This is a genomic window from Dactylosporangium sp. NPDC051087 (assembly GCF_055586325.1).
Map to the genome: position 1 here is coordinate 19,194 of NZ_JBVJIJ010000003.1, position 26,729 is coordinate 45,922.

Here is a 26,729-nt window from a genome sequence, read left to right on the forward strand (position 1 = left end):
CGGACCTCAGGCGGCCGTCAGCGTGTCGATTATCGCCAGCGCGGCCTCGGGCTTCCCGATGACCACGACCACGTCGCCGGGACGGCACCGGAACGACGGCCGCGGTGCGAGGACGACCTGTTCGTCGCGGACGACGGCGGCGACGCTCGCCCCGGCCGTGCCGGTGTCCGGCAGCGGCCGCTCCGCCGGCCGGCCGTCCTCGCCGATGAGGACCTGCAGGACGGCCACGCCGCTGGTGTGCCGGTCGAGCCGGGCGCAGTGCAGCGGCGGCTCGTCGACCCCGACCAGGCGGGCGATGACGCGGGCCTCGGCCGCGGTGAGCAGGACGCCGCTGAGCCGGGTGTCCGGGTCGGCGGGGTCGTAGATGACGAGCTCGCGCCGGTCGTCGTCGTGCTGGACGACCCCGACGCGCCGGCCTTCCTGCGCCGCGAGCACGTGCAGCCGGCCGACACCGGGCAGCGGCGTGATGGTGTGCGCGGCGCCTCCGCGCCCCATGGGCTGACGTAGGCGTGGTGGTGTTCGGTACATGATGAGCGACCTCCGAAAGGGCAACGCGACGAAACCGTCGACCCGGCTGGGTCTCGGCTGACGGGTCCTTCAGGAGGTGGGTGGGCCCCGGCAACCCGGGGCGGCGATGCACCGTCCACGATGGACGGTGGCCGCGCCGGCAGTTGTGGCCGGCCAGGACAGCGGCGCGACGACGTCGGCGACGCGGGGCAGGACGGCGAGCCAGTGCGGCCCGTCGGTGTGGGTGTCCGTGGCCCGTGGTGGCTTGCGGCCCTGCGGCGCGTCGGCGCCGGGCACCGCGGACGTGACGCTGGCGGCGCGGGCGACCTGGAACGTGTCGCCGGGCAGCGCGTGATGGGCGTTGGTGAGGCCGAGCAGCATCGCGCAGACGCTCAGCGCGAGCCCGAGCGTCGCGGTCCGCAGCGCGGTCGAGGTCTTCATCCGCACCTCCCGCCGTCGCTGGAACCTGCGAGTTTACCCGAGGAACTACGATCGCCGGATGTCCTGGCTGCGATGGTTCCGGCGGACCGTGGCGGTCACCGTCAGCCTCTGCGCGCTGGTCGGCGCCGTCCGGCTCGTCGCGCCCGCGACGGGCGGCCAGGACGGTGCGCCGTCCGGGGTGCGGCGCCAGCTGGCGTTCCTGCGCGCGGCCCTGGACGGCGGCGCCGCGCAGGACGCGCAGCGGCTGTATCCGGAGGGGTACTTCTTCCTGCACGTCCTCTACGGGCTGACCTGGGTCGAGCTCGGCATGCGCGCACCGGCCGGGCAGCGGGCGACGGCGCTGCGCGAGGCGCGGTGGGCGCTGGGGCACCTGGACTCGCCGGCCGGCCGCGCGCCGTTCGACGACGGCCTCTCCCCGCCGTACGGCGTGTTCTACCAGGGCTGGACCAACTGGCTGCGCGGCGGCGTGCTCGGCCTGCAGCCCGCCGGGCAGCGCGACGCCGGTGAGGAGCGGCGGTTCGCGGCCGACTCGGACGCGCTGGGCAAGGCGTTCGACGCGTCCGCCTCGCCCTACCTGCAGGCGTACCCGGGGCAGGCCTGGCCGGTCGACTCGACGGTCGCGATGGCGTCACTGCGGCTGCACGACACGCTGCTGCCGTCGCGCTTCGCGCCGACCGTGCGACGCTGGCTCGACGGCGTCCGTGAACGGCTCGACCCGCGCACCGGGCTGCTCCCGCACCGCGTCGACCCCGGCTCGGGCTCGCCGCTGGAGGTCGCCCGCGCCACCTCGCAGAGCGTCATCCACCGCTTCCTGGGCGACATCGACCCGGCGTTCGCGCGTGAGCAGTACCTGCGCTTCCGCGACACGTTCGTGGTGCGGCCGCTCGGCCTCGGGCCCGCCGTGCGGGAGTACCCGGACGGGATGGACGGCCCGGCGGACGTCGACTCCGGCCCGCTGCCGCTCGGCGTCAGCCTGTCCGCGACCGTGGTCACGATCGGCGCCGCGCAGGTCAACCACGACGACGCGCTCGCCGGGGCCCTCGCGAACTACGGCGAGCTCGCCGGACTCCCGATCGGCACGCCGTGGACCAAGCGCTACGCGCTCGGCGCGCTCCCTGTCGGTGACGCGTTCCTCGCCTGGTCGAAGACGGCCCGCCCGTGGGTCGCGCCGCCGCCCGCCGCACCGCCCGCGAACATCCACTGGTGGTGGCGGGCACCCCTGCTGGCGCTGCTGCTGATCGTCGGCGTCACCCCGTGGCTCCGCCCGCTGCTGCGGTACGCGAAGCACCGTCGCCCCGCTCCGTGAGGCGCGGCCGGACGGGGCTCGGCTGCCGGGGGCTCGGCTGCCGGGGCTCAGCTGCCGGGGCTCAGCTGGTGCTGGTGATGACGGTCGTGGCGACCGTCACCGCGGTCATCGAGGCGATGATCGCCTGCATGGTGGCGATCGCCTGCTGGACGGCGCCGGCGGCCCAGTTGCCCTCGGCGATCTCGTCGAGGCGGAACTGGAGCTCCTTCTTGCCTCGGCCGGGGAACAGCTGCTCCGCGAAGCCCACCGCCTGCACCAGGCCGAGCAGCGCGGCCGTGCGGGCGGGCACCGCGCCGAGCGCGTCGACGGCCGCGGTGAGGTCCCGCCGCACCGCGGTCTCGGCGGCCGGCTCCGCGCCGGTCGCCGACGCGTAACGGGTCCGCGGGAACACCCACAGCACGCGGTCCTCCTCGCGGCGCAGGACACCCGCCTCGACCTGCCGGTCGAGCAGCCGCGCGCGCAGCTTGCCGGACAGCGGCTGGATCCACGCGTCGGGCTTGCGCGGCTTGCCCGCCTTGGCCATCTGCGCGAGGGCGTCGTCGGCGACCGGGTCGCCCGTCGGCGCGGCGTCGACCACCACGACCGTGCCGTCGTCGAGGCGGATCCGCCCGGCCAGCATCAGGTCGAGCAGGACCGCCCCGGCGAGGCCGTAGTCGAGGGACGGGTCACCGACCAGGTTGGTGCCCTGATCGTCGAGGGCCAGCAGCAGGAAGTCGTCAGCCAGACCGTTGTTCATGATCCGAGCCTAGGACGCACCCGCGGCCCCCGCACCTCGCCCGCCCGATCAGGCGGCGGCGCGGTCGGTGACGGGGCGGCGGCGCAGGGCCGGTTCGGTCAGCGACTGCGGGCGCCAGGAGCCGTCGGCGCGGTACAGGTCGGTGCCCGGCGGCACGATCTCGTCGACGCGGTCCAGTGCGGCGTCGTCCAGGGTCAGCGTGGCGCCCTTCAGCGCGGCGTCGAGCTGCGGCATGGTGCGCGGGCCGATGATGACCGAGGTGACCGCCGGATGGGCGAGCGGGAACGCCATGGCGAGCTCCGGCAGGGTGCAGCCCACCTCGGCGGCGAGCGTGACCAGTTCCTCGACCACCTCCAGCTTGCGGGCGTTCTCCTGCAGGGCCGGGTCGAAGCGGACCGGGTTCAGCGCGGCGCGGCCGGACGTCAGGTCGATCGGCTGCCCCTTGCGGTAGCGGCCGGTGAGGAAGCCCGAAGCGAGGGGGCTCCAGGTGAGCACGCCCATGCCGTACCGCGCCGCGACGGGCAGGAGGTCACGCTCGATGCCGCGGGCCAGCAGGGAGTACGGCGGCTGCTCCGTCCTGAAGCGGTGCAGCGCGCGCCGCTCGGCGACGTGGTGCGACTCGACGACCTGTTCGGCGGGGAACGACGAGCAGCCGAACGCCCGGATCTTGCCCTGACGCTCGAGGTCGGTGAGCACCGACAGGGTCTCCTCGACGTCAGTCGCCGGGTCGGGGCGGTGCACCTGGTACAGGTCGATCCAGTCGGTCCGCAGCCGGCGCAGGCTGTCCTCGACCTCACGGACGATCCAGCGCCGCGAGTTGCCGCCGCGGTTCGGCCCGTCGCCCATCGGGAAGTGGACCTTCGTGGCGAGCACCACGTCGTCGCGCCGCCCGTGCAGCGCCTTGCCGACGATCTCCTCCGACTCGCCGGCGGAGTACATGTCCGCGGTGTCGACGAAGTTGATGCCCTGATCGAGGGCGGCGTGGATGATCCGGACACAGTCGTCGTGGTCGGGGTTGCCGACCGAGCCGAACATCATCGTGCCGAGACAGTGCGTGCTGACCTGGATGCCGGTCCGGCCGAGGGTGCGGTAGCGCATGCCGCGGAGCCTAGGACCTGGAGTGAACTCCAGGTCAACCCCCGAGGCCGTCGCTAAGGAGGTGTTTGTCCGGACCTGCCCCGGGTAGAGCGGAGGACCTGCATGTTTCCACTCCATGGAGGTGTCCCGCAGATGGCCGGCAGCAAGCCACAGAAAGCCGTGAAGGACGTCGTCGAGGCCGCGGCGGAGAAGGTGGCCGATCTGCTGACCCCCGATGTTCCGGGCTCGCCCGGCAGCGGCACCCCGACGGTCGAGGAGCCGACCACCCCGGTGGAGCCGCTCCCGGCGAAGGCTGAGCAGGGTGCCCCCGACACGCGTACGCCGACGGGCGGGAAGACCGGCGCGCATCCCGAGGCGAACGGGCAGCAGGGCGCATACCTGACCACGTCGACGGGGGCGAGGCTCCGCGACACCGACCACTCGCTGAAGGCGGGCCCGCGCGGGCCGATCCTGCTGCAGGACCATCACTTCCGTGAGAAGATCATGCACTTCGACCACGAGCGCATCCCCGAGCGCGTCGTGCACGCCCGCGGCGCCGGCGCGCACGGGGTCTTCGAGGGCTACGGCACGGCGGACGGCCTGACCAGGGCCGGCTTCCTCCGTAAAGGCAAGAAGACCGACGTCTTCGTCCGGTTCTCCACGGTACTGGGATCGCGCGGCTCGGCCGACACGGTGCGCGACACGCGCGGCTTCGCGACGAAGTTCTACACCGACGAGGGCACGTTCGACCTCGTCGGCAACAACATGCCGGTGTTCTTCATCCAGGACGGCATCAAGTTCCCCGACATCATCCACGCCGGCAAGCCGCACCCGGACCGGGAGATCCCGCAGGCGCAGAGCGCGCACGACACCTTCTGGGACTTCGTATCGCTGCACACCGAGGCGCAGCACCACACGATCTGGAACATGTCCGACCGGGGCATCCCACGCTCGTTCCGGATGATGGAAGGCTTCGGCGTGCACACCTTCCGCCTGGTGAACGACGCCGGCGAGACCGTGCTCGTGAAGTTCCACTGGAAGCCGAAGCTCGGCGTGCACTCCCTGGACTGGGAGGAGGCGCAGCTGCTCAGCGGCATGGACCCCGACTTCCACCGCCGCGACCTGTACGACGCGATCGAGGCGGGCGCGTTCCCGGAGTGGGAGCTGGGGCTGCAGGTGTTCCCGGACGAGCCGGACGAGACGTTCGCCGGCATCGACCTGCTCGACCCGACGAAGATCGTGCCCGAGGAGCTCGCCCCGGTGCAGGCGGTCGGGAGGATGACGCTCAACCGGACGCCGCGCAACTTCTTCGCCGAGGTCGAGCAGGTGGCGTTCCACCTCGGCAACCTGCCGCCCGGCATCGACGTCACCAACGACCCGCTGCTGCAGGCACGGCTGTTCTCGTATCTGGACACGCAGCTCACCCGGCTCGCCGGGCCCAACTTCAACCAGATCCCGGTCAACCGGCCGCACGCGCCCGTCAACGACATGCTCCGCGACGGCTTCCACCAGCAGGCCGTGCACGCGGGCGTCGCGCCGTACCGGCCGAACTCCCTCGACGGCGGAAACCCGTCGGTCGCCGGTGACGCCGAGCACGCCTTCCTCGACGTGCCGGTGGTCGTCGCGGAGGCGCCGAAGATCCGCGCCAGCCCGGCGTCGTTCGAGGACCACTACAGCCAGGTCCGGCTGTTCTGGCTGAGCATGTCGCCGGTGGAGCAGGACCACATCGTCCGCGCGTACACCTTCGAGCTGGGCAAATGCTACGAGCAGGCGATCAAGGAGCGGCAGCTGCTGAGCCTGGCCAACATCGATCCTGTGCTGTGCGCGCGGGTCGCGACCGGCCTCGGGCTGCCCGCCCCGGAGCCGTCGGCGCCGCCGGCGGAGGTCACGCCGAGCCCCGCGCTGTCGCAGGTCGGCGCGGTGTGGCCGCCGGACGGCCGGACGATCGGCATCGTCGTCGACCCGGCCGGTGACCTGGACGGTGTCCGCGCGCTGCGCGAGGCGGTGTTCGCCGCGGGCATGGTCCCGCTGCTGATCGCCCCGCACGGCGGCGAGGTCGGCGGCGTCGCGGTGCAGCGCACGTTCGCCACCGGACGGTCCGTCGAGTTCGACGCACTGCTGATCGGCGGGGCCCCGGTCCCGGCCCCCGACGCGGTCCCGGCTCCCGGCGCCGGCGTCGTCGACCCGCGCGTGCTGCTGCTCGTCGAGGAGGCCTGGCGGCACGCCAAGGCGATCGGCGCCTGGGGCGCGGGTGTGGAGGTCCTGACCGCTTCCGGGGTGGCCGGCACGCCCGGCATCGTCTCCGGCGACGAACCGGCGGACGTGTTCGCCGGCCTCCTCGAGCTGACGGGCGCCCACCGCGTCTGGGAGCGGTTCCCCGCCACCATCGCCTGACCTGCACAGCAGTCGATCCGAGGACCCGCGCACCGAGCGCGGGTCCTCGATCACGTCAGTGCCGTTCCAGTGCGGCCGGCACGATGAAAGGCATCGGCCTCAACGACCCCGGCGGCGCCGCCCACCCGATGCGGATCGACCTGCCCTCACCGCCGACGACTTCCCGCGCCACGTCGAGGAGCAGGCGGCCGCGCGGCTGACCATGTTCGTCGTGCAGGGCGGACGGCTTCGACCGGGAGCTGACGGTGACCTCCGCCTGGCACGTCCTGCCGGGCCGCACCGTGGGTGCCGCTCACCGGCGCCGCTCCCGACGGCGAGTGGCAGTTCCAGCTCACCGACACCTTTCAGGTGCGGTTCTGGTTCACCGACGGGAAGATCCTCGACGCCGTGGTGGCGCTGACCGCGGCGGCGCGGGCGATACGATCCGCGGGTGTCGTTGCTCGCGTCGCTGTACGTCGTGAAGGCCGGGGACCTGCCGGCGATCGTCGGTGCCGCCGGTGCGGGGCGCGCCTGGGACGCGGTCGAGGCGGCCGGCAGGAGCCCCGAGGAGGAGTACGGCTGGTCCGGCTCCGTCATGCTCGACGTGCTGATGGGCCTGGACGAGTCGGACATCCTGCTGGAGAGCCCTGCCCTGCGCGCGGAGTCCGAGGCCGTCACCGCCGACCTCGGCTACACCGCGCTGATCGCGAGCGACGCCAAGGCGTTCCTGGACCGGCTCGACCCGGCCGCCTTCGACGCGGGTGAGCTGCTCGGCGGGCCGACCGGGTCCGGCCTCGACGAGGAAGAGGCCGGCTACGCGCTGGAGGACACGCTGGCGCTGCTGCGTGACACCATCGCGGGGCTGGCCGACGACGAGGTGCTTCTGCTGCACATCGGCTAGGGCGCCGGTGCCGGCGCCGCGCCGGGGCCGGGGAGGACGTCGATGTCGGTGGCGCGCATCTGCGCGCCGCAGTGGGAGCAGCGCAGCTCGGGGTGGGCGATCTCGCCGCAGGCGTGGTGGCGGTAGAGGACCGGCGGGCCGGCCTCGCCGGCGGTCCAGCGGTCGCCCCAGCCGACCATCACCAGCAGCAGGTCGCAGAGCTCCTGGCCCTTGGTGGTCAGCACGTACTCGTGGCGGGGCGGGCGGCCGGAATACTGGCGGCGCTCCATGACGCCCTGCTCGACCAGCCAGGCGAGGCGCTGCGCGAGGACCTTCCTGGAGATGCCCAGGTCGTCCTGCAGCTGGTCGAAGCGGTTGATGCCGACATACACGTCGCGCAGGATCAGCGGCGACCACGGTTCGCCGATGACGTCGAGGGTACGAGCGATGGAGCACGCCATGCCGGCGAACTGGGTGCGCTGCATGCGGTTCATTCTACGCACGTGGGTTCCCTCAGGAGACTCTGTGCGATAGGGTTCCTTCAAGGAACCTACTGAGGGAGGTCATCATGGCCCGGCCCGAGGTCGTCACGGCCGAGGAGTGGCAGACGGCGCGAGACGCGCTGCTGGTCAAGGAGAAGGAGCTCACGCACGCCCTGGACGCGCTCGCGGCGCGGCGCCGCCGGCTGCCGATGGTGCGGCTCGACAAGCCCTACCGCTTCGTCGCCCCCGACGGCACCGACGCGGACCTGACCGACCTGTTCGACGGCCGGCGGCAGCTGGTGATCTACCACTTCATGCTGGAGCCAGGCCAGGACTGGCTGTGCGGCGGCTGCAGCACGTTCACCGACAACCTGGCCGAGCACTCGCAGGCGCACCTCGGTGCCCGTGACACCCGGCTGATCCTGATGGCCCGCGCGCCGCAGGAGGAGATCGAGCCGATCCGGCGCAGGATGGGCTGGACCGTGCCGTGGTATTCCAGCCAGGGCAGCGACTTCCACGACGACCTGCGCGTCGACGGCTTCGCCCTCAACGTGCTGCTGCGCGACGGCGGCGAGGTCTTCCACGCCTACGGCACCACGGCCCGCGGCGTCGACCGGCTGCGCCTGGACTTCAACCTGCTCGACCTGACGCCCTACGGCCGACAGGAGGCCTGGGAGGACTCGCCGGCCGGCTGGCCGCAGACCCCGACGATGCAATGGCTGCGCCCCCACGACGAATATGGAGACTCCCGTGCCTGAGCTCGCCGCCGACGTCGCCCGCCTGGTCGAGGACGTCAACTACGCGCACATCGCGACGCTGCTGCCGGACGGCTCGCCGCACTCGGTGCCCGTCTGGATCGACCGCGAGGGTGACCGGGTCGCGATCCTCACCGGGCCCGGATCCCGCAAGGCCCGCAACGTCGCGCACGACCCGCGGGTCGCCATCTCCATCACCGACCACGCCCAGCCCTATTCGACGGCGCTGATCCGTGGCCGGGTGACGGAGGTCCTGGACGGCGACGACGCCTGGCGCATCATCGACCGCATCTCCACCAAGTACACCGGCGCGCCCTATCCGCTGCGCACCGACCGGGTCGTGCTGCTCATCGAGCCGGACCACGCGCAGGCGCAGTCGTTCGGGTGAGGGCCGGTCGTCAGCGGGTGGTGACCCACACGTTGACGATCGTGTGGTAGGCGCAGCTGGTGTAGCTCACGGCGCCCACGGGCGCCCAGTTCCCGACGCAGATGATCGCGCCGGCGCCCGGCATGAAGTGCTGCTGCTGCATGGTGACCTGGTGCTCGCCGGTCCCGCCGGTGCACTGGCTCTGCGCCCAGTTGGAGCCGTAGGTGACGGTGCAGCCCGTCGGTGCGGCCGAGGCCGCCGTGGTGGTGCCGGCGAGCGCGCCCGCCGAGAGCAGTGCGCTGAGGGTGACCGCGGAAGCGAGCCGTGCCTTGGTGCCCATACCCACCTCATCAACTGTTAGGAATGTTAACAGCGGAGACTGTAGGACCTCGAATCATCTGCGTCAATGTGTGCCGCTGTGCCATGATCGTTCTCGTGAGCGAATGGATCTACAACGACCGTCCCGCCGGCGTCCGGTTCCTGCCGGACCGGATCGCCGAGCCGGAGCGCAGCGAGATCGAGGACGAGATCTGGTCCTGGATCGTGCTCGGGCGGGACGACCCCCGGGAGTTCGTCGAACACCTCGACGAGGAGGAGCGGCACGGCGCCACCGAGGACGAGCTCGGCGCCGCCTACGAGCGCGCCCTCGACGCCAGGTTCGACCAGCAGGCGCGGTGGGGTGCCGTGCAGAGCAACCTGACCGCCGCCTTCGCCGAGCTCAACACGCTCGGCGTCCTCGCGCGGGAGAACTTCAGCTGCTGCGGCACCTGCGCCGACGGCGAGATCCACGACGAGCTCGACGACTCCCGCCACTGGCACGGTTACCTGTGGTACCACCAGCAGGACGCCGAGGCCCTCGCCGCCAGCGCCACCGGCTCGGTCTACCTCGGCTACGGCGCATACCCGCCCGAGGACTTCGACGAGACCGCGTACGCGGCGCTGCCCAAGTCCGAGCGGGAGGCGCAGTACCGGGCCGACCTGGACCACTTCCTGGACGACCTCGTCTTCCCGGTGCTGCGCAGGCACGGCATGAGCATCGAGTGGAACCGCAAGCAATCCACCCGGATCCTCCTCACCGGCGCGAGGTGGTACGCACCCGTGTGAACCGGCTCACCATCAAGCCGGCGGTCGTGTCGTTCACCGTCGGCGGCGATCCACCGGTCACCGTCAACCTCATCGACACCCCGGGCCACCCGGACTGCATCGCCGAGGTCGAGCGGGTCCTCAGCGTGCTCGACGGCGCGGTGCTCGTCGTGTCCGCCGTCGACGGCGTCCAGGCGCAGTCCACGAGCTCCAGGTCCGCCTTCCGGGCCTGACCCGCGGCGAGGGCGTCCTGGAGTCGTCGTTCGACCGCTACGACCCGGTCACCGGCCCGCTCCCGCACAGACCACAATCCCCTCGACCGCGACGAATACCTCCTGCGGGTGGTCCGCCGGGTCACCGCCTGACGCGACCCCGCTGCTGCTGCCGGTCGCTGCTGTTGCCGGTCGTTGCTGCTGCCGGTCAGGGGACGATCACCACGCCGCCGCGGACGCCGCCCCGCGCCAGCCGGTCGTGGGCGGCCGCCGCCTCGGCGAAGGGGTACACGCCGGCGACCCGCAGCGGCAGGTCGCCCTTGTCGACGAGCCCGACCAGCTCACCGAGCCGGGCGCCGTCCGGCAGGACCTCCAGCGCGAAGGTCCGGATGCCCCGCACCGGCTCCGGGCGCAGCGGGGGCGACGCGGCCACGTAGCCGCCGCCGTCGCGGACGAGGTCCAGCAGCGAGGCGCCGATCACGGCCAGGTCGACGACCGCGTCGAACGTCCCCACGGGATCGCCGGAGCGCGGCAGGAACGCCGCGCCGAGCGACTCGACGAACGCCCGGTCGTCGTCCCCGGCGAGCCCCGTGGCGTGCAGACCGGCCGCCCGGGCCAGCGCCAGGACGAACCCGCCGACCTGCCCGGCGGCGCCGGTGACGAGCACGGTCGCACCCGCCGGAAGTGCGAGCAGGTCCAGGGCCTGGGCGGCGGCGAGGCCGTTGGTCGGCAGGGTCGCCGCCTCGGTGGCGGGGACGCTCGCCGGCGCGGCGGTCAGCCAGGCCGCGTCGAGCACCACGAACTCCGCGTGCGCCCCGGCCGTGGTCCGCAGCCAGGGCGAGAAACCGAGGACCTTGTCACCGGCCGCGAACGCCCCGGCGTCCGGGCCGACCGCGTCGACGGTGCCGGCCACGTCCCAGCCGGGCGTGTACGGCAGCCCGGTCGGCAACGGCGCCGGGAACCGCCCGGAGCGGATCATCAGGTCGACCGGGTGCACGACGGACGCCGCGACCCGCACCCGCACCTGCCCCGGCCCGGGCTCCGGCACCGGCACCTCCGCCACGTGCAGAACCTCCGGCCCGCCGAACTGTGCATACCTGACCGCGCGCATCGCCGTCTCCTTCGTGGGATTTCGTGATCACCACGACCGTACGGATCGCAGGGCACTGTGAGAAAGTAGGTACCGCCAAGTGCGTATGGCACCGAGGAGGGGCAACATGGCGACCACGACCGCGGCGCAACGCCGGGAACAGGCCAAACGCGACTACGACGCGTTCCTGGACGGCTGCCCGACCCGCGAGCTGCTGAGCAGGCTCACCGACAAGTGGGTCGCCCTGGTGATCCCGGCCCTCGCCGACGGCCCGAAACGACACGGCGAGCTCGGCCACCGCATCGCCGGCGTCAGCCAGAAGATGCTCACCCAGACCCTGCGCACCCTGGAACGCGACGGCCTGGTCACCCGCACCGTCACCCCCACCGTCCCGGTCCGCGTCGACTACGAGCTCACCCCGCTCGGCCACGAACTGTTCCCGGTCATGCTCGCGATCAAGGACTGGGCGGAGGCCCACATGGACCGCGTCTTCGCCGCCCGCACCCAGTACGACACCCGCCCGTCCTGACCGCGGCGGTCACGACACCGGCGCGTCCCGGCGACGGTGTCGGTGCTCCTCCTCGGCGCAGTACTCGGCCCGGCGGCGTATCAGGCCGGTCTCACCCACCGGAGGCCCGGCGGTCGTCATGTACCGGATGAGCGGCTCCATCTCCGTGGGATGGCCGAGATCGTCGTAGAGCCGGTACCCGTCGACCAGCTCACCGGGCCGCAGCGTGCCGGAGCGGGCGAGCACGAAGTCGATGTGCGAGGGCGTCGTCCTCCGGGCTGTGGCCGTCGGGCTCGCGCGGGTAGTCGGTGGGCAGGTCCCACCAGTCCACGCCGGACTCCCTGGCGTCCAGCAGGGCGTCGTAGAACGACTCGACGCTGCGCCAGCGCGGCTCCGGGCTCGGCTCCTCGTGATCGATCTTGAATACGCGGCCGGTCAGGTCACCGGACGTGAACACGCCGGCGTAGTTGCTGTTGTCGTCGGTCCAGAACGTGCCGAGTTCGCGATCGTCGAAGGGGACGCCGAAGCCGCGCAGGGTGGTGATCGTCTCGGCCGCCTCGGCCGGGCTCATGAGGCGGAGCTGCCCGAGATCCGGCTCCTCGGCGCCGTGGTCCTCGTAGATCGTGCGGACCGCGGGCGGGAGCGGCACGCCCAGCACCCGGGCCAGTCCGTCGATGTCGTCCGCCGTCGCGGGCGCGGCGGTCGCGCCGCCTCCGGCGTGGAGTCTCGCGAGTCGCAGCTGCACGACCACGCACCTTACGCAACCTCACGTACGGCGGAGGCGGGTCGTCGCAGGCAGTCTGCTCACCAGCCGCCGCAGCTCGGGTGGCGCTCCGGCCAGCAGGTGCTCGACGGAGCTCCGGACGAGCCGCGACGCGACGAAGATCTCCACGTCCGTCCCGTGCTCCAGGGTCAGCGACAGGCCGGCCAGCGGAGTGACGATCGCCGACTCGAGCGGCTCCGCCAGTGAGTCCAGGAAGCGGGTGTCCTCGGTGAGGACCAGGTCCACCAGGTCCCGCGCCGACCGCCGGAGCGTCGCCATGTCGGCCGCGGCGACCGCGGCCGCCGCCCCGCGCCATTCGGGCAGATACGCCGGCAGCGCGAACCCGTCCATCCCGCCAGCGTAGCCAGCCACACCCAGGGGGTCGCCCGCGCCGTGAAGCGGTCGGCTCAGGTGGAGTAGCCGGCGAGGAGGATGTCGATCGCCTCGGTGAAGCGGTGGTCGAAGTCCAGGCCGGCGCGGGTGGTGATGATCTCCAGGAGGTTGGGGAACTCGGCCGGGTCGAGGGCGTCGGCGTGCTGGTCGAGGTCGGGGTCGGAGTCCTCGTGGCCGGGGGTACGGCCGGCCTCGGCGAGGGTGTGCCCGATCGTGAACGTCGCGATCACGTTGATGATGTCCAGGGCGCGGCCCAGGGGGAGGCCGGCGGCGCGCATGGCGGCGAGCCACCGCTCCGACATGCGCAGCGCGTCGGGGGAGTTGACCGGGCGGGTGGCGGCGAGCGGCAGCACGCCCGGGTGGGCGAGGAGCGCGGCGCGCAGCGAATGGGCGAACGAGCGCATCCAGGGCACCCACGGGCCCGAGAGGTCGGCGGACAGGTCGGCGAAGGCGTGCTCCATGACACGGTCGACGAGGCCGTCGAGCAGCGCGTCCTTGTTCGGTACGTGCCGGTAGAGCGACATCGCCTCCACGCCGAGGTGGGCGCCGAGCTTGCGCATGGACAGGGCGGGCAGGCCGTGGGCGTCGACGTAGTCCAGCGCGGCGTCCAGGACGCGCTCCCGGGTCAGCCCGGCTTTCGGCGCCAATCCACAACCCCCTTGACGATGTTTACACCGTAAGCAAAACTACCAGACGTCGGCATGCTTACGCTGTAAACATGGAGGTCGGCGTGTTCGTTCCTGCCCTGGTCCTGATCCTGGCCGCGGTCGGCTACTTCCTGGTGATGACGCTGGTCGACCTGTACCCGTTCAACAACGTGCGGGACGCGAAACGCGCGGAGCAGCGCACCGAGGTCGCGATCAACGCGCCGGTCATGGTGCTGCCGGCGGTGCTGCTCGTGCTCGGCAGGGCGCTGGACCTGCCGGTGCTCGGGTACGCCGCCGGGGCGCTCGCCACGCTGTCGGTGCTCGGCGGGCTGATCCTGTGGTGGATGCCGTACCTCGCCGGGTGGACCGCGCCGTGGGCCACCGCCGGCGCCGGCGTCACGTGGGCGGACCTGCACGCCAGAACCTACGCGCGGACCGTCATCGTGCTGCCGCGCATCGGCGACCGGCCGCGCCCCAACCTGGAGCACATGATCCTGCACGCCCTGATGCTGGCCGCGGCCGTGTGCACCTTCACCGCCGCGTAGCAAAAGCAGGCGAAGCAGGGTAAGCAGGGTGCATGAACCACGACGAGGTGGCCCACCGGTCAGCGCGGACCGTGTGGGACGGCGACCTGGCCAGCAAGGCGCTCGGCATGCAGCTCGGCGACGTCTCGCCGGGCCGGGCGAGCGTGCGGATGCGCGTCCGCGACGACATGGTCAACGGCCACGGGATCTGCCACGGCGGGCTGATCGCGACGCTCGCCGACAGCGCGTTCGCGATCGCGTGCAACACCTACGACGACGTGACCGTCGCCGCCGGGTTCGACGTCACGTTCGTCGCGCCCGCCAAGCCCGGCGACGAGCTCACCGCCACCGCGGCCGAGCGGGTCCGGCAGGGCCGCAGCGGCCTGTACGACGTGACAGTGCGCACCGCCGACGGGTCGGTCATCGCGGAGTTCCGCGGCCGCAGCCGGGGACTGGGAAGGCGGATCCTGACGTGAAGGACCTGAGCCCGCGCCCCGGCGACCTGGAGCCGATCGAGACCGCGTCCGTCGACGAGCTCCGCGCGCTGCAGCTGCGCCGCCTGCAGTGGACGCTGCGGCACGCGTACGACAACGTGCCCCTGTACAAGCGGAAGTTCGACGAGGCCGGCGTGCACCCGGACGACTGCCGCTCGCTCGAGGACCTGGCGCGGTTCCCGTACACCAGCAAGAGCGACCTCAGGGAGAGCTACCCCTTCGGGATGTTCGCCGTCCCCCGGGAGCGCATCGCCCGCATCCACGCCTCCAGCGGCACCACCGGGCAGCCCACCGTCGTCGGCTACACGCAGGCCGACGTGGACATGTGGTCCGACGTGATGGCCCGCTCGATCCGCGCGGCGGGCGGGCGGCCCGGCCACCGCGTCCACGTCGCCTACGGCTACGGCCTGTTCACCGGTGGTCTCGGCGCGCACTACGGCGCCGAGCGGCTCGGCTGCGCCGTCATCCCCGTGTCGGGCGGCATGACCGAGCGGCAGGTGCGGCTGCTCGTCGACTTCGAGCCCGAGATCATCATGGTCACCCCGTCCTACATGCTGACGATCCTCGACGAGCTCGACCGGCAGGGCGTCGACCCGAAGAGCCTCAGCCTGCAGGTCGGGATCTTCGGCGCGGAACCGTGGACCGAGGACATGCGCCGCGAGGTCGAGGAGCGCCTCGACATGCACGCCGTCGACATCTACGGCCTGTCGGAGGTGATCGGGCCCGGCGTCGCGCAGGAGTGCGTGGAGACGAAGGACGGGCTGCACGTCTGGGAGGACCACTTCTACCCCGAGATCGTCGACCCGGTCTTCGACGGCGTGCTGCCCGACGGGGAGCGCGGCGAGCTGGTCTTCACGTCGCTGACGAAGGAGGCGCTGCCGATCATCCGCTACCGCACCCGCGACCTGAGCCGGCTGCTGCCGGGCACGGCGCGCACGATGCGGCGGATGGAGAAGGTCACCGGCCGCTCCGACGACATGATGATCCTGCGCGGCGTCAACGTGTTCCCGACCCAGATCGAGGAGCTGATCCTGCGGGTGCCGGGCCTCGCCCCGCACTACGTGTGCGTGATCGACCGGCCGGGCCGCCTCGACGAGCTGACCGTCCGCGTCGAGGCCCGCTCCGGCACCGTCGACGAGGCGCTCGCCGGCCGGCTGAGCGACCTGGTCAAGCACAACGTCGGCGTCACGGTGCGGGTCGAGGTGCTGCCGCGGGGCGCCCTGGAGCGGTCGATCGGCAAGGCGAAACGCATCCTCGACAACCGGCCCCGATAGCGATGGCCACGTCGGTACTGGTGCACAGCCCGCTGCTCGGCCCGGCGTCCTGGGCGCCGGTGGCGGCGGTCCTCGGAGCGGGCACCGTCGTGCCGTCGTTGCTCGGCGTCACGGACGCACCGGGGATCGCGTCGCGGGTCGCCTCCTGCGCCCCCGCGGCGCCGGTCATCCTGGTGGCGCACAGCAACGCCGGCTACTTCGTGCCGGTCATCGTCGAGGCGCTGCGCGGATCCGTCGCGGCGTGCGTCTTCGTCGACGCGGCGCTGCCCGCCCGCACCGGCCCGGCACCCATCGTGGCGCCCGGCGTCATCGACGAGCTGCGGTCCAGGGCGGACGGTGACCGGCTCCCGCCGTGGACGACGTGGTGGCCGGACGCGGACGTCGCGCAGCTCATCCCCGACCCGCGGATCCGGGCGGCGGTCGAGGCCGAGCAGCCGCGGCTGCCGGTGTCGTACTACGAGCAGCTCGTGCCCGTCCCGGCCGGCTGGGACAGCGTGCCGTGCGGCTACCTGCGGTTCTCCGCGCACTACGCGGGCGCGGCGGCGCAGGCACAGGAACGCGGCTGGCTCGTCGAGCATCTCCCCGGCCTGCACCTGCACCAGGTCGTCGACCCGCGGGCGGTGGGCGCGCGGCTCACCGCCATGGGATCTGCGTTGACCGGCGGTAGCTGACCCCGCCGCCGGCCGGTTCCGGCCGCGACCCGGGTCGCCCCGGGTCGCGGCCGTGCTCGCATCGCCTTACGGGAGGGTCCAGTTCTGGTTCGTCTGGCCGTTGCAGGTCCAGATCTGGATCTGGGCGCCGTCGGCGCTGGACTGGCCGGTCACGTCGAGGCACCGGCCGGTGTCCGGGTTGACGAGCCGCTGGCCGTTGCGGGTCCAGCGCTGGTGGCCGTTGCCGTTGCAGTCCCACAGCTGCACCTTCGTGCCGTCCGCGGCGGCACCACCGGCCACGTCGAGGCACTTGCCCAGCGCGCGCAGGGTGCCGTCGGTGCCGACCGTCCAGCGCTGCGCGTTGGTGCCGTTGCAGCCGTACAGCTGGATCTTCGTGCCGTTCGCGGTGCCGGCGGCGGCGACGTCGAGGCACTTGCCGGCCAGGCCGACGACCGGGCCGGTGCCGGCCGGCGGGGTCGTGCCGCCGCCGAAATGGATCTCGCCGCGGTTGAGCACGCGCGGGTCGTAGTAGGTGCGCTTGATGGCGTCGTTGGTGTTCCAGGCCGGGTCGGTGAGCCAGCTGATCCAGACGCTGAAGAACGTCCAGCGCGGCTGCGCGGTGATGGTCTCCGGGGTGGGCACCGTGCCGACCTCCGACAGCCCGATCGGCTTGCCGCCCGCGATGTTCAGCATGGCGTTGTACCAGGCCTGCGTCGGCTGCTTGTTGGACCACGCGTCGAGCGTGGCGAGGTCCACATAGGACGCTCCGGGCCAGTAGTCGGCGACGCGGCTCTCGCCGCCCGCGATGTCCTTGAGGTTCCACACCCAGACGAGGTTGTCCAGCCCCTTGGTGCCGGACAGGTAGTCGTGGGTGATCTGGTACAGCTTGCGGCTGCCGTTCGCCCCCGGCCGCCCGCCCCACCAGGACCAGCCCTCGTTCATCTCGTGCTGCGGCCGGAACAGCACCGGAATGCCGTTGTTCTTCAGGTCCTGCAGGTACGGCACGGCCTCGTCGAGCCGGCGCTTGAACGCGGTGTTGAGCGCCGTGCCGTTGGTGACGAGCTCGTTCCACTGCGCGTCGCTCAGCTTGCTCATGATGGCGCCGGTGCCGTAGTCCCAGTGGCAGGACAGCGCGACGGTCGGCGGGCACATGTGCCACACCAGCGCGGGGATGGACCCGGCCGCCCACACCGCCTTCGCCTGGGCGATGACGGCCGGCCGGGCGTTGATGTCGTTCTGCTCGAAGGCGAAGTCGCCGGCCCACGAGCCCGGGTACTCGCCGGTGATGTCACGGACCTTCTGCTGCCACGTGTTCGGCGCCGAGCTGGGCCCGTCCTGCTGGCCGGACAGGATGTTGCGCCCGGTGATGCTCTGCAGGTAGTTGACGACGTCGGCGACGGTGGCGGTCCCACTGGGCGTCGGCGCCGCCGAGGCCGGCCCCGGCGCGGCGACGGCGGCACCGGCCCAGACGACGGCCGACACCGCGAGGGCGGCGCCGAGCTTTCGGACAGGGAGCATGAGGAAGTTCCTTCCGCTGGCGGTCGGTTGCGAACTGAACCGAGTAAGTCAGCTAAAAAGGGTTAAGTCAACACAATCAATGCCAGCGCCCACCGGCGTCTACAGTGGCTCGTGATCGAGCACCGGATCTTCGGCGTCACCCGTACCCTGCGTCCTGCCGCGCCCGGCGACATCCAGCGGATGCTGGCCGTGGCCGAGCCGGCCGACGACCCCTCGTACACCTGGCGCGACGAGGGACGCGGGGTGGCGGTGGTCGTGTCGGTCGTCGACGCGAACCACTGCCAGGTCGCGCTGCTGGACGGCGGGCGCTGGCACGACCTCGTCGACTCCGACGAGCCCGGCTGGTCGTGGGTGTCGCTGACCGGCCGGCCGGGGGTCGTGCCGCGGGCGTCGATCCTGCCGTGCCGGCACGCGATCGACGCCCTGGAGGCGGTGACGTCCGGTGCCGGGTTCGACCACCTGCGGGCCACCCGCCGCTGGCGTCCCGCGCCGGCCTGGGTCGGCCACCGGCGCGGGTACCTGCTCCGGGACCTCGCGGAGGTGCTCTGGGACGAGTCCGGGGAGCTGTGGCTGCGCATCGCCGCCGAGGGGGCGGCGGCGGACACGGGCCCGGTCGGTGTGCGGCACCTGGCGCGGGTGCTGGGGGTGCTCGGGGTGCACGAGCGGGCCGCCGACGGTGGTGCGGGTGCCGTCCTGGACGGGTTCCCGCCGGACTGGCTGGACGCCGCGGCGCGGGGCGCGGACTACCTCGGTCTCGCCGAGCTGTCGACGCTGCTGCGCGACACGACAGCCGGCTCCGACTCCGGCCCCGGCTTTGACGCGGCCGAGGACGCGGATGCGATCCGGGCGGCGGTCCAGCGCAAACTCGACACCGTGCCGGAGGAGTTCGGGGTGGCCGACGTGCCGGGGCGGGCCGACACCCGCTTCCTGCGCCCGTCCGGCCGCGCCCGGTGACCGTCAGCCGGCGATGACGCGCCCGTCCGGCCGCGCCCGGTGACCGTCAGCCGGCGATGACGCGCGCCCGTCCGGCCGCGCCCGGTGACCGTCAGCCGGCGACGACGCGCAGGAACGCCTCGGCGAGGACGGCGTGACCGGGGAGGTCCGGGTGGACGCGGTCGTCGGCCCACAGCGACGGCGGGGAGACGGCCAGGACGGCGTCGAACGCCTCCTGCGTCGCCACGAACGGTGCGCCGAACTCCTCGGCCAGTCCGGCCATCGCGGCGGCGTGGTGGTCGCTCTGCGCGCGCTGCGGCTCGGTGCGGTCGGGTTCGATGAGGTACGGCCCGGCGAGCAGCAACCGGCAGCCGGTGGCGTCGACCGCGCGGCGCAGCAGGGTGCGCAGGGTCTCCCGGTACTCCTCCAGCGGCACGGCGTGCTCGGGCTGCCCGGTGAAGGCCCGCCACACGTCGTTGATGCCGATCATCACGACCAGCCAGTCGGGCCGCTCGCCGACCGCGTCGCGTTCCCAGCGCGCGGCCAGGTCACGGACCGTGTTGCCGCTGACGCCGCGGTTGACCCAGGTCAGCGGCACGTCGGGGTGCCTGGCGGTGACGAGGGCCCGGACCAGGTTCATGTAGCCGTCGCCGTACGGCGCCCGCACGTCCCGCCGCCCGCAGTCGGTGATGCTGTCGCCGATGAACACGATCCGCTGCCCGGCCTCGAACCTCATCGCGCCATGATCTCACCGCGGGAGGTCGCGTCTTCTCCACGGTGGTCCTGTCCGTCCACCCGCGTCAGCGCGGCTCACCGGAGTACAAGCCGGGCGCCTCCACCGGCGGTGAAGGCTGAGCGCGCGGGAGCGTGGAGAGTCCGTGCATGGCGAGGGTGACGACGGCGTCGACGACGCCGGGGCCGGCGGTGGGGCGCAGGTCCGGGCGGTACCACTCGGTGATGGAGTTGACCATGCCGAACAGCAGGCGGGTGGCGAGCCGGGGGTCGACGTCGGGGCGGATGTCGCCGGCGTCGGCGGCGGCCCGGACGATGTCGGCGACGCAGGCGTCCAGCTCGCGGCGGCGGCGCAGCGCCTCGCGCTCGACGGTGGTGTTGCCGCGCACGCGCAGCAGCAGCGTCACGAAGGGCAGCTCCGCGAGGAGGACCTCGGCGGTGCGGCGCACGACGTGCTCGAGGCGCCGCGCGGGCGGCCCCGAGATCGCCGCGGGCTCGGCCAGCACCGCCGCCAGCGCGTCGAGGGCGTGGGCGACGCCGAGGCCGAGCAGCTCCTCCTTGCCGCTGAAGTGGTGGTAGAACGACGACTTGTTCAGGCCGGTCGCGCGGGCGAGGTCCTCCATCGAGGTGGCCTCGTAGCCGCGCTCGTTGAAGACCGCGACGACCTTGTGGAGCAGCTCGTCGCGACTGTACCGGGGTGGCCGGCCGCGGCCCTTCATTCCACCTTGGCCACGAGGGTCAGCACGTCATACCGGGCCACCGACTCGCCGTCCTGGCGGGTGACGTCGGCGTCCCAGCGGACTTCGCCGTAGTTGGTGGACTCGCGCGGGGTGATCTGCTTGCAGGTCAGCGTCACGGTGAGCTCGTCGCCGAACTTGACCGGGGTGAGGAAGCGCAGCGAGTCGACGCCGAAGTTGGCGAGGACCGGGCCCGGGTCGGGGTCGACGAAGAGCCCGGCGGCGAGGCTGACGACCAGGTATCCGTGGGCGACGCGCTCGCCGAAGAGCGGGTTCGCGGCGGCGGCCTCGGCGTCCATGTGGGCGTAGAACGTGTCGCCGGTGAACTCGGCGAAGTGCTCCACGTCCTCCTGGGTGACCCGCCGCGGGCCGGCGACGATCGTGTCGCCGGGGCGCAGCTCCTCGAGGTGCTTGCGGAAGGGGTGGACGTCACCGGTGCGCCGGGAGGCGCCGGTCACCCAGCGGCCGGTGATCGCGGCGAGGGTGTCGGGGTCGGCCTGGACGGCGGTGCGCTGCATGTGGTGCAGGACGCCGCGGATGCCGCCCATCTCCTCGCCGCCGCCGGCGCGGCCGGGGCCGCCGTGCACGAGCATCGGCAGGGGCGAGCCGTGACCGGTGGACTCCTTGGCGTCGCGGTCGTTGAGGATCAGCAGCCGGCCGTGCCACGGGGCGACGCCGAGGACCACGTCGCGGGCGAACCCGGCGTCGGCGGTGACGATCGAGCCGGCGAGGCTGCCCTGGCCGCGGGCGGCGTAGTCGACGAGCTGGTCGGCGGTGTCGTAGGGCATGACGGTGGCGACGGGGCCGAACGCCTCGATCTCGTGCGGCTCGGCCCGGTCCGGGTCGCCGACGAGGAGGATCGGGGAGAGGAACGCGCCACGGGCCGGGTCGGCGTCGACGACGTCGACCTTGTCCAGGTCGCCGTAGACCACGCGGCCCGCGCCGGTGAGGGCGCTGACGCTGCGGCGGACCTCGTCGCGCTGGTCGAGGCTGGCGAGGGCGCCCATGCGGACGGACTCGTCCGCGGGGTTGCCGATGACGGTGCGCGCGAGGCGGCCGGACGCGGCCTCGACGACGGCGTCGACGAGGTGGGCGGGCACGAACGCGCGGCGGATGGCGGTGCACTTCTGCCCGGCCTTCACCGTCATCTCGGTGACGAGACCCTTGACGAACAGGTCGAACTCGGCGGTGCCGGGGACGGCGTCGGGGCCGAGCGCCGACAGGTTGAGCGAGTCCGCCTCGGCGTTGAACCGCACGGAGTTGCGCACCAGCGCCGGGTGCGTGCGCAGCAGCTGCGCGGTGGACGCCGACCCGGTGAAGGAGACGAGGTCCTGGCCGGTGAGGTGCTCGAACGTGTCGCCGAGGCTGCCGGAGACGAACTGCAGGGTCCCGGCGGGCAGGATCCCGGACTCGACGATGACCTCGATGAGCTCGGCGGTGAGGAACGCGGTCGGGGTGGCCGGCTTGACGATGGTCGGCACGCCGGCGAGGAACGCCGGGGCGAACTTCTCCAGCGGCCCCCAGACCGGGAAGTTGAACGCGTTGATCTGCACGGCGACACCGCGCAGCGGGGTGCAGACGTGCTGGGCGAGGAACGTGCCGCCGCGGCCGAGCGGCTCGACGGCGCCGTCGACATACACCGTGTCGTTGGGCAGCTCGCGCTTGGCCTTGCTGGCGTAGGAGAGCAGGACGCCCATGCCGCCGTCGACGTCGAACTTGGAGTCGCCGAGCGTCGCGCCGGTCCGCGCGGACACCGCGTAGAGCCGCTCGCGCTGCTCGCGCAGGTGCAGGCCGAGCGCCTTGAGCAGCGCGGCCCGCTGGTGGAAGGTGAGCTCGCGCAGCGCCGGGCCGCCCGTGCGGCGGCCGTAGTCCAGCGCGGCGGCGAAGTCGACGCCGGCGGACGACACCCGCGCGACCTCCTCGCCGGTGACCGCGTCGTGGACGGGCCTGCCGTCGTCGCCGCCGGTGTGCCAGGTGCCGAGGACATGGTTCCGGAGCAGGGGAGTGGTCATTGCGGCTCTCCAACCAACCGAGAACTAAACGAACGTTTGGTGGAATAATAGACCGTCCGCCGGGCTGTGCGAGGATGCGGGGCATCACCGGACCCGTCATCGCAGGATTTCATCCCGACCCGAGCATCTGCCGGGCCGGCGACGACTACTACCTGGCCTGCTCCAGCTTCGAATACTTTCCCGGCGTGCCGATCCTGCACAGCCGGGACCTGGTGCACTGGACGCAGATCGGCAACGCCCTGGACCAGGTGCCGTTGCGCCCGGACACCCCCTCGTCCGGCGGCATCTACGCGCCGACGCTGCGCCACCACGACGGCCGGTTCTGGCTGATCGTCACCAACGTCAGCGGCGGCGGCAACCAGCTCTACACCACCACCGACCCGGCCGGCCCATGGTCGGGTCCCGTGCCGCTGCCGGACGTCACCGGCATCGACCCGGACCTCGCCTGGGACACCGACGGCACCTGCTACTGCACGGTCGCCGGTGTCTCGCAGGTGCCGATCGACCCGGTGACCGGGTCGGTGCTCGGCCCGGCGCGGCGGATCTGGTCCGGGACGCCCGGGGCGAAGGCACCGGAGGCGCCGCACCTCTACCGGATCGGCGACTGGTGGTATCTGCTGCTGGCGGAGGGCGGCACGGAGCGCGGCCACGCCGTGTCGGTCGCCCGGGGCCCGTCACCGTCCGGCCCGTTCACGCCGTGCCCGGCCAACCCCGTCCTCACCCACCGGGGCACCGACCACCCGGTCCAGAACACCGGCCACGCCGACCTGGTGCAGGCACCGGACGGCGCGTGGTGGATGGTGCTGCTCGGTGTCCGTCCCGGCGGCGGCACCCCCGGCTGGCACGTCCTGGGCCGGGAGACGTTCCTCGCGCCGGTCAGCTGGGTCGACGGCTGGCCGGTCGTCGGCCCGCTGTCCCCCGGGCCGTCCCCGGCCGCCGAACCGCCGGTGCGGGACGACTTCGACGGCCCCCTGCACCCGCGATGGGTGTCGCTGCGCCGGCCGCCGGCCGTCACGACGGACCGGCCCGGCTGGCTGACCCTGCACGCGGCGGGCGGCTCGCTCGACGACCCGGACGTCACGCTGGTCGCCCGGCGCCAGCAGCACCGGTCGTGCCGGGTCAGGACGCTGATCGACCCGGGGACGGGCCGCGGCGGCCTGGTGGTCCGGCTGGACGAGGACCACCACTACGAGATCGAGGTCGCCGCCGGCACGGTCACCGTGCTGGCCCGGATCGGCCCGCTGCGCGGCGTGGTCGCGTCGTCCGCGGTGCCGGCCGGGCCGGTCGTCCTCGGGGTCGACATCACGCCCGCGCAGCCGTCCGACGACCCCCGCCGCGGACCCGACGTGCTGGAGTTCGGCGTCGTGGCCCCGGACGGGACGTTCACGCCCGGGGCCACGCTCGACGGCCGCTACCTGTCCACGGAGGTCGCCGGCGGCTTCACCGGCCGGGTCATCGGCATGTACGCCGTCTCCGGCACCGTCCGGTTCGACTGGTTCGACTACTCCTGACGGGTCAGCAGGCCAGGGTGCCGGCGCGCAGCGCGTGGCCGCTGTCGTTGCTGTCGTCGGCCCACAGCACCTGCCGGGTGCCGCCCGCGCAGGACGGGCTGAGCGCGAAGCCCTCGTTGTTGTAGTTGGCCATGCCCGACGGGCGGTTGTAGGTGGCGGCCGGGGTGAAGCGGCCCTGCGCGCCGATCGTCAGGGTGGTGGCGCGGCCCGAGCACGTGTCGTCGCAGGAGGCCCACAGGCGCCCCGCCGCCGGCTCCCACTCCAGGTCCATGACGGCGGCGAGCCCGCTCGGGAACGACGCGACGCGGGTGTAGCCGCCGCCGGTCAGGGTCAGCGCGTACGCGTAGACCGTCCCGGTCGCCTCCGCGCCGACGAAGTACAGGCCGGTGCCGTGCCCCGCGTAGGACGACGGGGTGTACGCCGAGCCGGTGCGCTCGTCGCGGAAACCGGCCGCGACCAGGGCGGTGTCCGGCACCCACGCGATCGCCTCCAGCCCGCTGTTCGCGGCCGTGCCGGGCAGGTCGGCGGTCAGGTTCCACTCGGCGGCGGCGTTCACCGTGCCGCCGGACGGGTTGTAGCGCAGCACCTTCTGCAGGCTGGTGCCGCTCTTGGCGTTGTCCCGCTCGGTCACCACCATGATGCCGTCGGGCGTGGCCACGACCCCCTCGGCGTCCGGGTCGCCGCCGCCGTTGGCGTACCGCAGCGTGTACGTGTTCGCCTTCTGCCACACCGAGCCGCTCGGGGTCAGCCGGTACAGGGTGCCGGCGCCGTTGCGCACGGCCCAGACGACCGACGCGGACTCGTACGACAGGCCGCTGAGGTTCTCGCCGAAGGCGTTGCTCGCGTCGGCGACGGCGACCGCCGAGCCGCCCGGCCACGCGACCGGCGCCGGCGGCGGGCACGCGTTCGGGGCGCCCTTCGTCGCGGCGCTCGTGCCGACGAACGCCCCGGTCCCGTTCGGGCAGCGGCCGTACGTCGTGCCCGCGTGGCTGGACCAGGAGTAGGAGTCGGCGAGGGTGCCGTCGGGTCGGTACAGCCGGACGCTGTCGGCGCTGCCGAGGCCGTACGCGCTCTCCACGTCGAGGGCCAGGAACGCGCCCGGCGCCAGGCTCACCCCGCCGCCGACGGTGTACGCGTGCGTGTCGTCGTCGTCCTTGACGACCCAGCCCGCGAGGCTCACGGTGCCGCTGCCGGTGTTGGTCAGCTCGACCCAGTCCCCGGGGCTGCCCCCACTGGACTCCACCTCGTTGATCCGCACCCCGCTCTCCGCCGCGTGCGCCGCCGGAGCGACAAGGACCGTGCCGATCGTGAGTACCGCGACAACCAACGGGCGAAGGCGCACCGAACACTCCAGACATGGATGAACATCGACGCCAGTGCTCTTCCCGACGGTGACGTCGAGCGGCTGAACGCCCGGCCAACACCGGCCGTCACGCGGCAGGGGTCGAAGTGCCCTTCGCCGGGAGGTCGCGCAGCGTGCGGGCCTCGGTGGCGAGCAGGGGCAGGGGCGTGACGGCGTACAGGGCGGCGAGCGCCCACATCGCGGGCCGGACCCCGAACGCGGAGGCCAGGACGCCGGCGGTCGCCGCGCCGAACGGGACGGTGCCGAACACGAAGATCCGCGATGCCGCGGTGACCCGGCCGAGCAGGTGCGCGGGGACGAAGTTGCCGCGGAACGTCATGGTCATCACGTTCGACATCGTGGCGCCGGCCAGCGCGACGAAGGAGCCCGCCGCGAACAGTGCCAGGCGCGGGCCGTGGCCGCCGAGCGGCAGCAGCAGCACGAACGGGGCGGCCGCCAGGTTCGCCACCAGGTAGGTGCGGGCGCTGCCGAAGCGCCGGGACGCCCGCGTGGCGAGCGCGGCGCCGAGGACGGCGCCGAGGCTGCCCACGCCGATCACCAGGCCCGCGGTCCCCGGCGCGGTGCCTTCCGCGCGCACCAGGAAGACGACGCGCAGCGCCGTGATGCCCAGCATCGCGAAGTTGGTCACCGCCACCACCACCAGCATGGCCTGCAGCAGACGGCCGCGCATGATGAACGCGATGCCCTCGGCGATCTGGCGTGGCATGCCCGGGCGGCCGGCCGCGGCGGGGCGCGGCTCCGGCGCGGTCCGGAGGCCGAGCAGGCAGGCCGCCGACACCAGGAACGTCACGGCGTCGATGAGGACGCCGCTGACCGGGCCGGCCGTCTGGGCCAGCAGCCCGCCGAGGCCCGGTCCGGCGACCAGGGCGATCGACGCGCTGGTCTGCAGCTTGGCGTTGCCCTCCATGAGGTCTTCCGCGCCGACGAGGTGGGGCAGGAACGCGTTGAACGCCACGTTGGCGAAGACGCCGGCGGCCCCGGCCAGCAGCGCGGCCGCCACCAGCATGGTCATGCTCAGCACGTGGGTCCAGGCCGCGACCGGGACGGCGAGGAGCACCGCCGCGGAGACGAGGTCGGCGATCAGCAGCGTGCGCCGGCGCGGCCACCGGTCGACCCAGACCCCGGCCGGCAGCCCGATCAGCGGCCACGGCACCCAGGTGGCGGCGGTGAGCAGGGCCACCATGGCCGGGCCGGCGTTCAGGGTCGTGACGGCCACCAGCGGCAGCGCCACCGTCGTCATCGCGGAGCCGACCGCGCTGGTGGACTGCCCGGTCCACAGCAGGGCGAAGTTCCGGGTCCGCAGCAGCCCGCCCACCGGCCTGCGCCGTGGTGCGGCCACCGCGTCCCCGTCGATCACCCGG

General features: G+C 73.0%; 30 protein-coding genes and 1 pseudogene. 14 read left to right on the top strand and 17 right to left on the bottom strand.

The genetic code is table 11. The features are described 5' to 3' along the window. Window positions 1–6: 6 nt before the first annotated feature. Complete coding sequence (locus ACZ6TV_RS06725; protein ID WP_465296176.1) at window positions 7–495, bottom strand: cation:proton antiporter regulatory subunit; 489 nt, start codon at window positions 493–495, stop codon at window positions 7–9. A gap of 102 nt (window positions 496–597) precedes the next feature. Further along, a complete protein-coding gene (locus ACZ6TV_RS06730; protein ID WP_465296177.1) occupies window positions 598–948 on the bottom strand; it encodes a hypothetical protein in 351 nt (116 codons plus the stop codon). Window positions 949–1,006: 58 nt separating this feature from the next. Between ACZ6TV_RS06730 and ACZ6TV_RS06735 the strand changes: the two genes are divergently transcribed. After that, complete coding sequence (locus tag ACZ6TV_RS06735) at window positions 1,007–2,254, top strand: hypothetical protein (protein ID WP_465296178.1); 1,248 nt, start codon at window positions 1,007–1,009, stop codon at window positions 2,252–2,254. Window positions 2,255–2,315: 61 nt separating this feature from the next. On the opposite strand, the gene ACZ6TV_RS06740 is transcribed toward ACZ6TV_RS06735, so the two are convergent. Together ACZ6TV_RS06740 and ACZ6TV_RS06745 are read right to left on the bottom strand one after the other, a co-directional pair. Beyond that, complete coding sequence (locus ACZ6TV_RS06740; protein WP_465296179.1) at window positions 2,316–2,990, bottom strand: GOLPH3/VPS74 family protein; 675 nt, start codon at window positions 2,988–2,990, stop codon at window positions 2,316–2,318. A gap of 48 nt (window positions 2,991–3,038) precedes the next feature. Further along, on the bottom strand, window positions 3,039–4,088 hold the full coding sequence (locus tag ACZ6TV_RS06745) for an aldo/keto reductase (protein WP_465296180.1): 1,050 nt from the start codon (window positions 4,086–4,088) through the stop codon (window positions 3,039–3,041). 132 nt (window positions 4,089–4,220) lie between these two features. Here ACZ6TV_RS06745 and ACZ6TV_RS06750 point away from each other — a divergent pair, with 132 nt between their 5' ends. Further along, entirely contained in the window at window positions 4,221–6,461 is a 2,241-nt protein-coding gene (locus ACZ6TV_RS06750) for a catalase (protein WP_465296181.1), read from the top strand. Window positions 6,462–6,891: 430 nt separating this feature from the next. After that, on the top strand, window positions 6,892–7,341 hold the full coding sequence (locus tag ACZ6TV_RS06755) for a hypothetical protein (RefSeq protein ID WP_465296182.1): 450 nt from the start codon (window positions 6,892–6,894) through the stop codon (window positions 7,339–7,341). On the opposite strand, the gene ACZ6TV_RS06760 is transcribed toward ACZ6TV_RS06755, so the two are convergent. Continuing rightward, the gene (locus ACZ6TV_RS06760; protein ID WP_465296183.1) at window positions 7,338–7,805 is read right to left on the bottom strand and encodes a winged helix-turn-helix transcriptional regulator; all 468 of its coding nucleotides are present in this window, start codon (window positions 7,803–7,805) and stop codon (window positions 7,338–7,340) included. The genes ACZ6TV_RS06755 and ACZ6TV_RS06760 overlap by 4 nt on opposite strands. Window positions 7,806–7,888: 83 nt before the next feature. Between ACZ6TV_RS06760 and ACZ6TV_RS06765 the strand changes: the two genes are divergently transcribed. Next, window positions 7,889–8,560, top strand: coding sequence for a DUF899 domain-containing protein (locus ACZ6TV_RS06765; RefSeq protein WP_465296184.1), 672 nt, complete (start codon window positions 7,889–7,891; stop codon window positions 8,558–8,560). Next, window positions 8,553–8,945: a PPOX class F420-dependent oxidoreductase gene (locus ACZ6TV_RS06770; protein WP_465296185.1), complete on the top strand. Its 393-nt coding sequence runs from the start codon at window positions 8,553–8,555 to the stop codon at window positions 8,943–8,945. Before ACZ6TV_RS06765 ends, ACZ6TV_RS06770 begins: the two co-directional genes overlap by 8 nt. 10 nt (window positions 8,946–8,955) lie before the next feature. Here the strand turns inward: ACZ6TV_RS06770 and ACZ6TV_RS06775 are convergent, their stop codons facing one another. Further along, window positions 8,956–9,264, bottom strand: a complete 309-nt coding sequence (locus ACZ6TV_RS06775) for a hypothetical protein (RefSeq protein ID WP_465296186.1) — start codon at window positions 9,262–9,264, stop codon at window positions 8,956–8,958. Between the two features lie 95 nt (window positions 9,265–9,359). Between ACZ6TV_RS06775 and ACZ6TV_RS06780 the strand changes: the two genes are divergently transcribed. After that, complete coding sequence (locus ACZ6TV_RS06780) at window positions 9,360–10,028, top strand: DUF6891 domain-containing protein (protein ID WP_465296187.1); 669 nt, start codon at window positions 9,360–9,362, stop codon at window positions 10,026–10,028. Between the two features lie 5 nt (window positions 10,029–10,033). Continuing rightward, window positions 10,034–10,210, top strand: a pseudogene (locus tag ACZ6TV_RS06785) (GTP-binding protein); the annotation flags it as partial. 217 nt (window positions 10,211–10,427) lie between these two features. Here ACZ6TV_RS06785 and ACZ6TV_RS06790 read toward each other — a convergent pair. Then, window positions 10,428–11,330, bottom strand: a complete 903-nt coding sequence (locus ACZ6TV_RS06790; RefSeq protein WP_465296188.1) for an NADP-dependent oxidoreductase — start codon at window positions 11,328–11,330, stop codon at window positions 10,428–10,430. A gap of 106 nt (window positions 11,331–11,436) precedes the next feature. On the opposite strand from ACZ6TV_RS06790, the gene ACZ6TV_RS06795 reads away from it, so the two are divergent. Then, on the top strand, window positions 11,437–11,838 hold the full coding sequence (locus ACZ6TV_RS06795) for a winged helix-turn-helix transcriptional regulator (RefSeq protein ID WP_465296189.1): 402 nt from the start codon (window positions 11,437–11,439) through the stop codon (window positions 11,836–11,838). A gap of 9 nt (window positions 11,839–11,847) precedes the next feature. On the opposite strand, the gene ACZ6TV_RS06800 is transcribed toward ACZ6TV_RS06795, so the two are convergent. The 4 genes from ACZ6TV_RS06800 to ACZ6TV_RS06815 are packed head-to-tail and all read right to left on the bottom strand — an operon-like array spanning window position 11,848 to window position 13,620. After that, a complete protein-coding gene (locus ACZ6TV_RS06800; RefSeq protein WP_465296190.1) occupies window positions 11,848–12,063 on the bottom strand; it encodes a hypothetical protein in 216 nt (71 codons plus the stop codon). Next, window positions 12,029–12,562 carry an SMI1/KNR4 family protein gene (locus ACZ6TV_RS06805; RefSeq protein ID WP_465296191.1) on the bottom strand — a complete coding sequence of 178 codons (534 nt, stop codon included), beginning with the start codon at window positions 12,560–12,562 and terminating at the stop codon, window positions 12,029–12,031. The genes ACZ6TV_RS06800 and ACZ6TV_RS06805 overlap by 35 nt, the downstream gene beginning before the upstream one ends. A 21-nt stretch (window positions 12,563–12,583) precedes the next feature. Further along, entirely contained in the window at window positions 12,584–12,931 is a 348-nt protein-coding gene (locus tag ACZ6TV_RS06810) for a hypothetical protein (protein ID WP_465296192.1), read from the bottom strand. Window positions 12,932–12,987: 56 nt separating this feature from the next. Further along, the gene (locus ACZ6TV_RS06815; RefSeq protein WP_465296193.1) at window positions 12,988–13,620 is read right to left on the bottom strand and encodes a TetR/AcrR family transcriptional regulator; all 633 of its coding nucleotides are present in this window, start codon (window positions 13,618–13,620) and stop codon (window positions 12,988–12,990) included. Window positions 13,621–13,691: 71 nt separating this feature from the next. On the opposite strand from ACZ6TV_RS06815, the gene ACZ6TV_RS06820 reads away from it, so the two are divergent. From ACZ6TV_RS06820 to ACZ6TV_RS06835, 4 genes are read left to right on the top strand one after another with little or no spacing between them, the layout of a single operon-like run. After that, window positions 13,692–14,165, top strand: a complete 474-nt coding sequence (locus ACZ6TV_RS06820; protein ID WP_465296194.1) for a hypothetical protein — start codon at window positions 13,692–13,694, stop codon at window positions 14,163–14,165. A 32-nt stretch (window positions 14,166–14,197) separates the two neighbouring features. Next, window positions 14,198–14,620 carry a hydroxyphenylacetyl-CoA thioesterase PaaI gene (gene paaI / locus ACZ6TV_RS06825; RefSeq protein ID WP_465296195.1) on the top strand — a complete coding sequence of 141 codons (423 nt, stop codon included), beginning with the start codon at window positions 14,198–14,200 and terminating at the stop codon, window positions 14,618–14,620. Further along, window positions 14,617–15,912: a phenylacetate--CoA ligase PaaK gene (gene paaK, locus ACZ6TV_RS06830; RefSeq protein WP_465296196.1), complete on the top strand. Its 1,296-nt coding sequence runs from the start codon at window positions 14,617–14,619 to the stop codon at window positions 15,910–15,912. The genes paaI and paaK overlap by 4 nt, the downstream gene beginning before the upstream one ends. Before the next feature lie 2 nt (window positions 15,913–15,914). Beyond that, complete coding sequence (locus ACZ6TV_RS06835; RefSeq protein WP_465296197.1) at window positions 15,915–16,583, top strand: alpha/beta hydrolase; 669 nt, start codon at window positions 15,915–15,917, stop codon at window positions 16,581–16,583. Between the two features lie 66 nt (window positions 16,584–16,649). Here ACZ6TV_RS06835 and ACZ6TV_RS06840 read toward each other — a convergent pair whose 3' ends face one another. Beyond that, window positions 16,650–18,080, bottom strand: coding sequence for a lectin (locus tag ACZ6TV_RS06840; RefSeq protein ID WP_465296198.1), 1,431 nt, complete (start codon window positions 18,078–18,080; stop codon window positions 16,650–16,652). Between the two features lie 111 nt (window positions 18,081–18,191). Here ACZ6TV_RS06840 and ACZ6TV_RS06845 point away from each other — a divergent pair, with 111 nt between their 5' ends. Then, entirely contained in the window at window positions 18,192–19,034 is an 843-nt protein-coding gene (locus ACZ6TV_RS06845) for a hypothetical protein (protein ID WP_465296199.1), read from the top strand. 91 nt (window positions 19,035–19,125) lie between these two features. Here ACZ6TV_RS06845 and ACZ6TV_RS06850 read toward each other — a convergent pair whose 3' ends face one another. The 3 genes from ACZ6TV_RS06850 to paaZ form a co-directional block, all read right to left on the bottom strand. Beyond that, entirely contained in the window at window positions 19,126–19,749 is a 624-nt protein-coding gene (locus tag ACZ6TV_RS06850; protein WP_465296200.1) for an SGNH/GDSL hydrolase family protein, read from the bottom strand. A 64-nt stretch (window positions 19,750–19,813) separates the two neighbouring features. Next, entirely contained in the window at window positions 19,814–20,464 is a 651-nt protein-coding gene (locus ACZ6TV_RS06855; protein ID WP_465296201.1) for a TetR/AcrR family transcriptional regulator, read from the bottom strand. After that, complete coding sequence (gene paaZ / locus ACZ6TV_RS06860; RefSeq protein WP_465296202.1) at window positions 20,461–22,494, bottom strand: phenylacetic acid degradation bifunctional protein PaaZ; 2,034 nt, start codon at window positions 22,492–22,494, stop codon at window positions 20,461–20,463. Before paaZ ends, ACZ6TV_RS06855 begins: the two co-directional genes overlap by 4 nt. A gap of 74 nt (window positions 22,495–22,568) precedes the next feature. On the opposite strand from paaZ, the gene ACZ6TV_RS06865 reads away from it, so the two are divergent. Continuing rightward, entirely contained in the window at window positions 22,569–24,005 is a 1,437-nt protein-coding gene (locus ACZ6TV_RS06865) for a glycoside hydrolase family 43 protein (protein WP_465296203.1), read from the top strand. Window positions 24,006–24,009: 4 nt separating this feature from the next. Here ACZ6TV_RS06865 and ACZ6TV_RS06870 read toward each other — a convergent pair whose 3' ends face one another. Together ACZ6TV_RS06870 and ACZ6TV_RS06875 are read right to left on the bottom strand one after the other, a co-directional pair. Continuing rightward, window positions 24,010–25,347 (bottom strand): lamin tail domain-containing protein, encoded by a 1,338-nt coding sequence (locus ACZ6TV_RS06870; RefSeq protein ID WP_465296204.1) that lies wholly within the window; start codon window positions 25,345–25,347, stop codon window positions 24,010–24,012. Window positions 25,348–25,435: 88 nt separating this feature from the next. After that, complete coding sequence (locus tag ACZ6TV_RS06875; protein WP_465296205.1) at window positions 25,436–26,725, bottom strand: MFS transporter; 1,290 nt, start codon at window positions 26,723–26,725, stop codon at window positions 25,436–25,438. Between the last annotated feature and the right edge of the window lie 4 nt (window positions 26,726–26,729).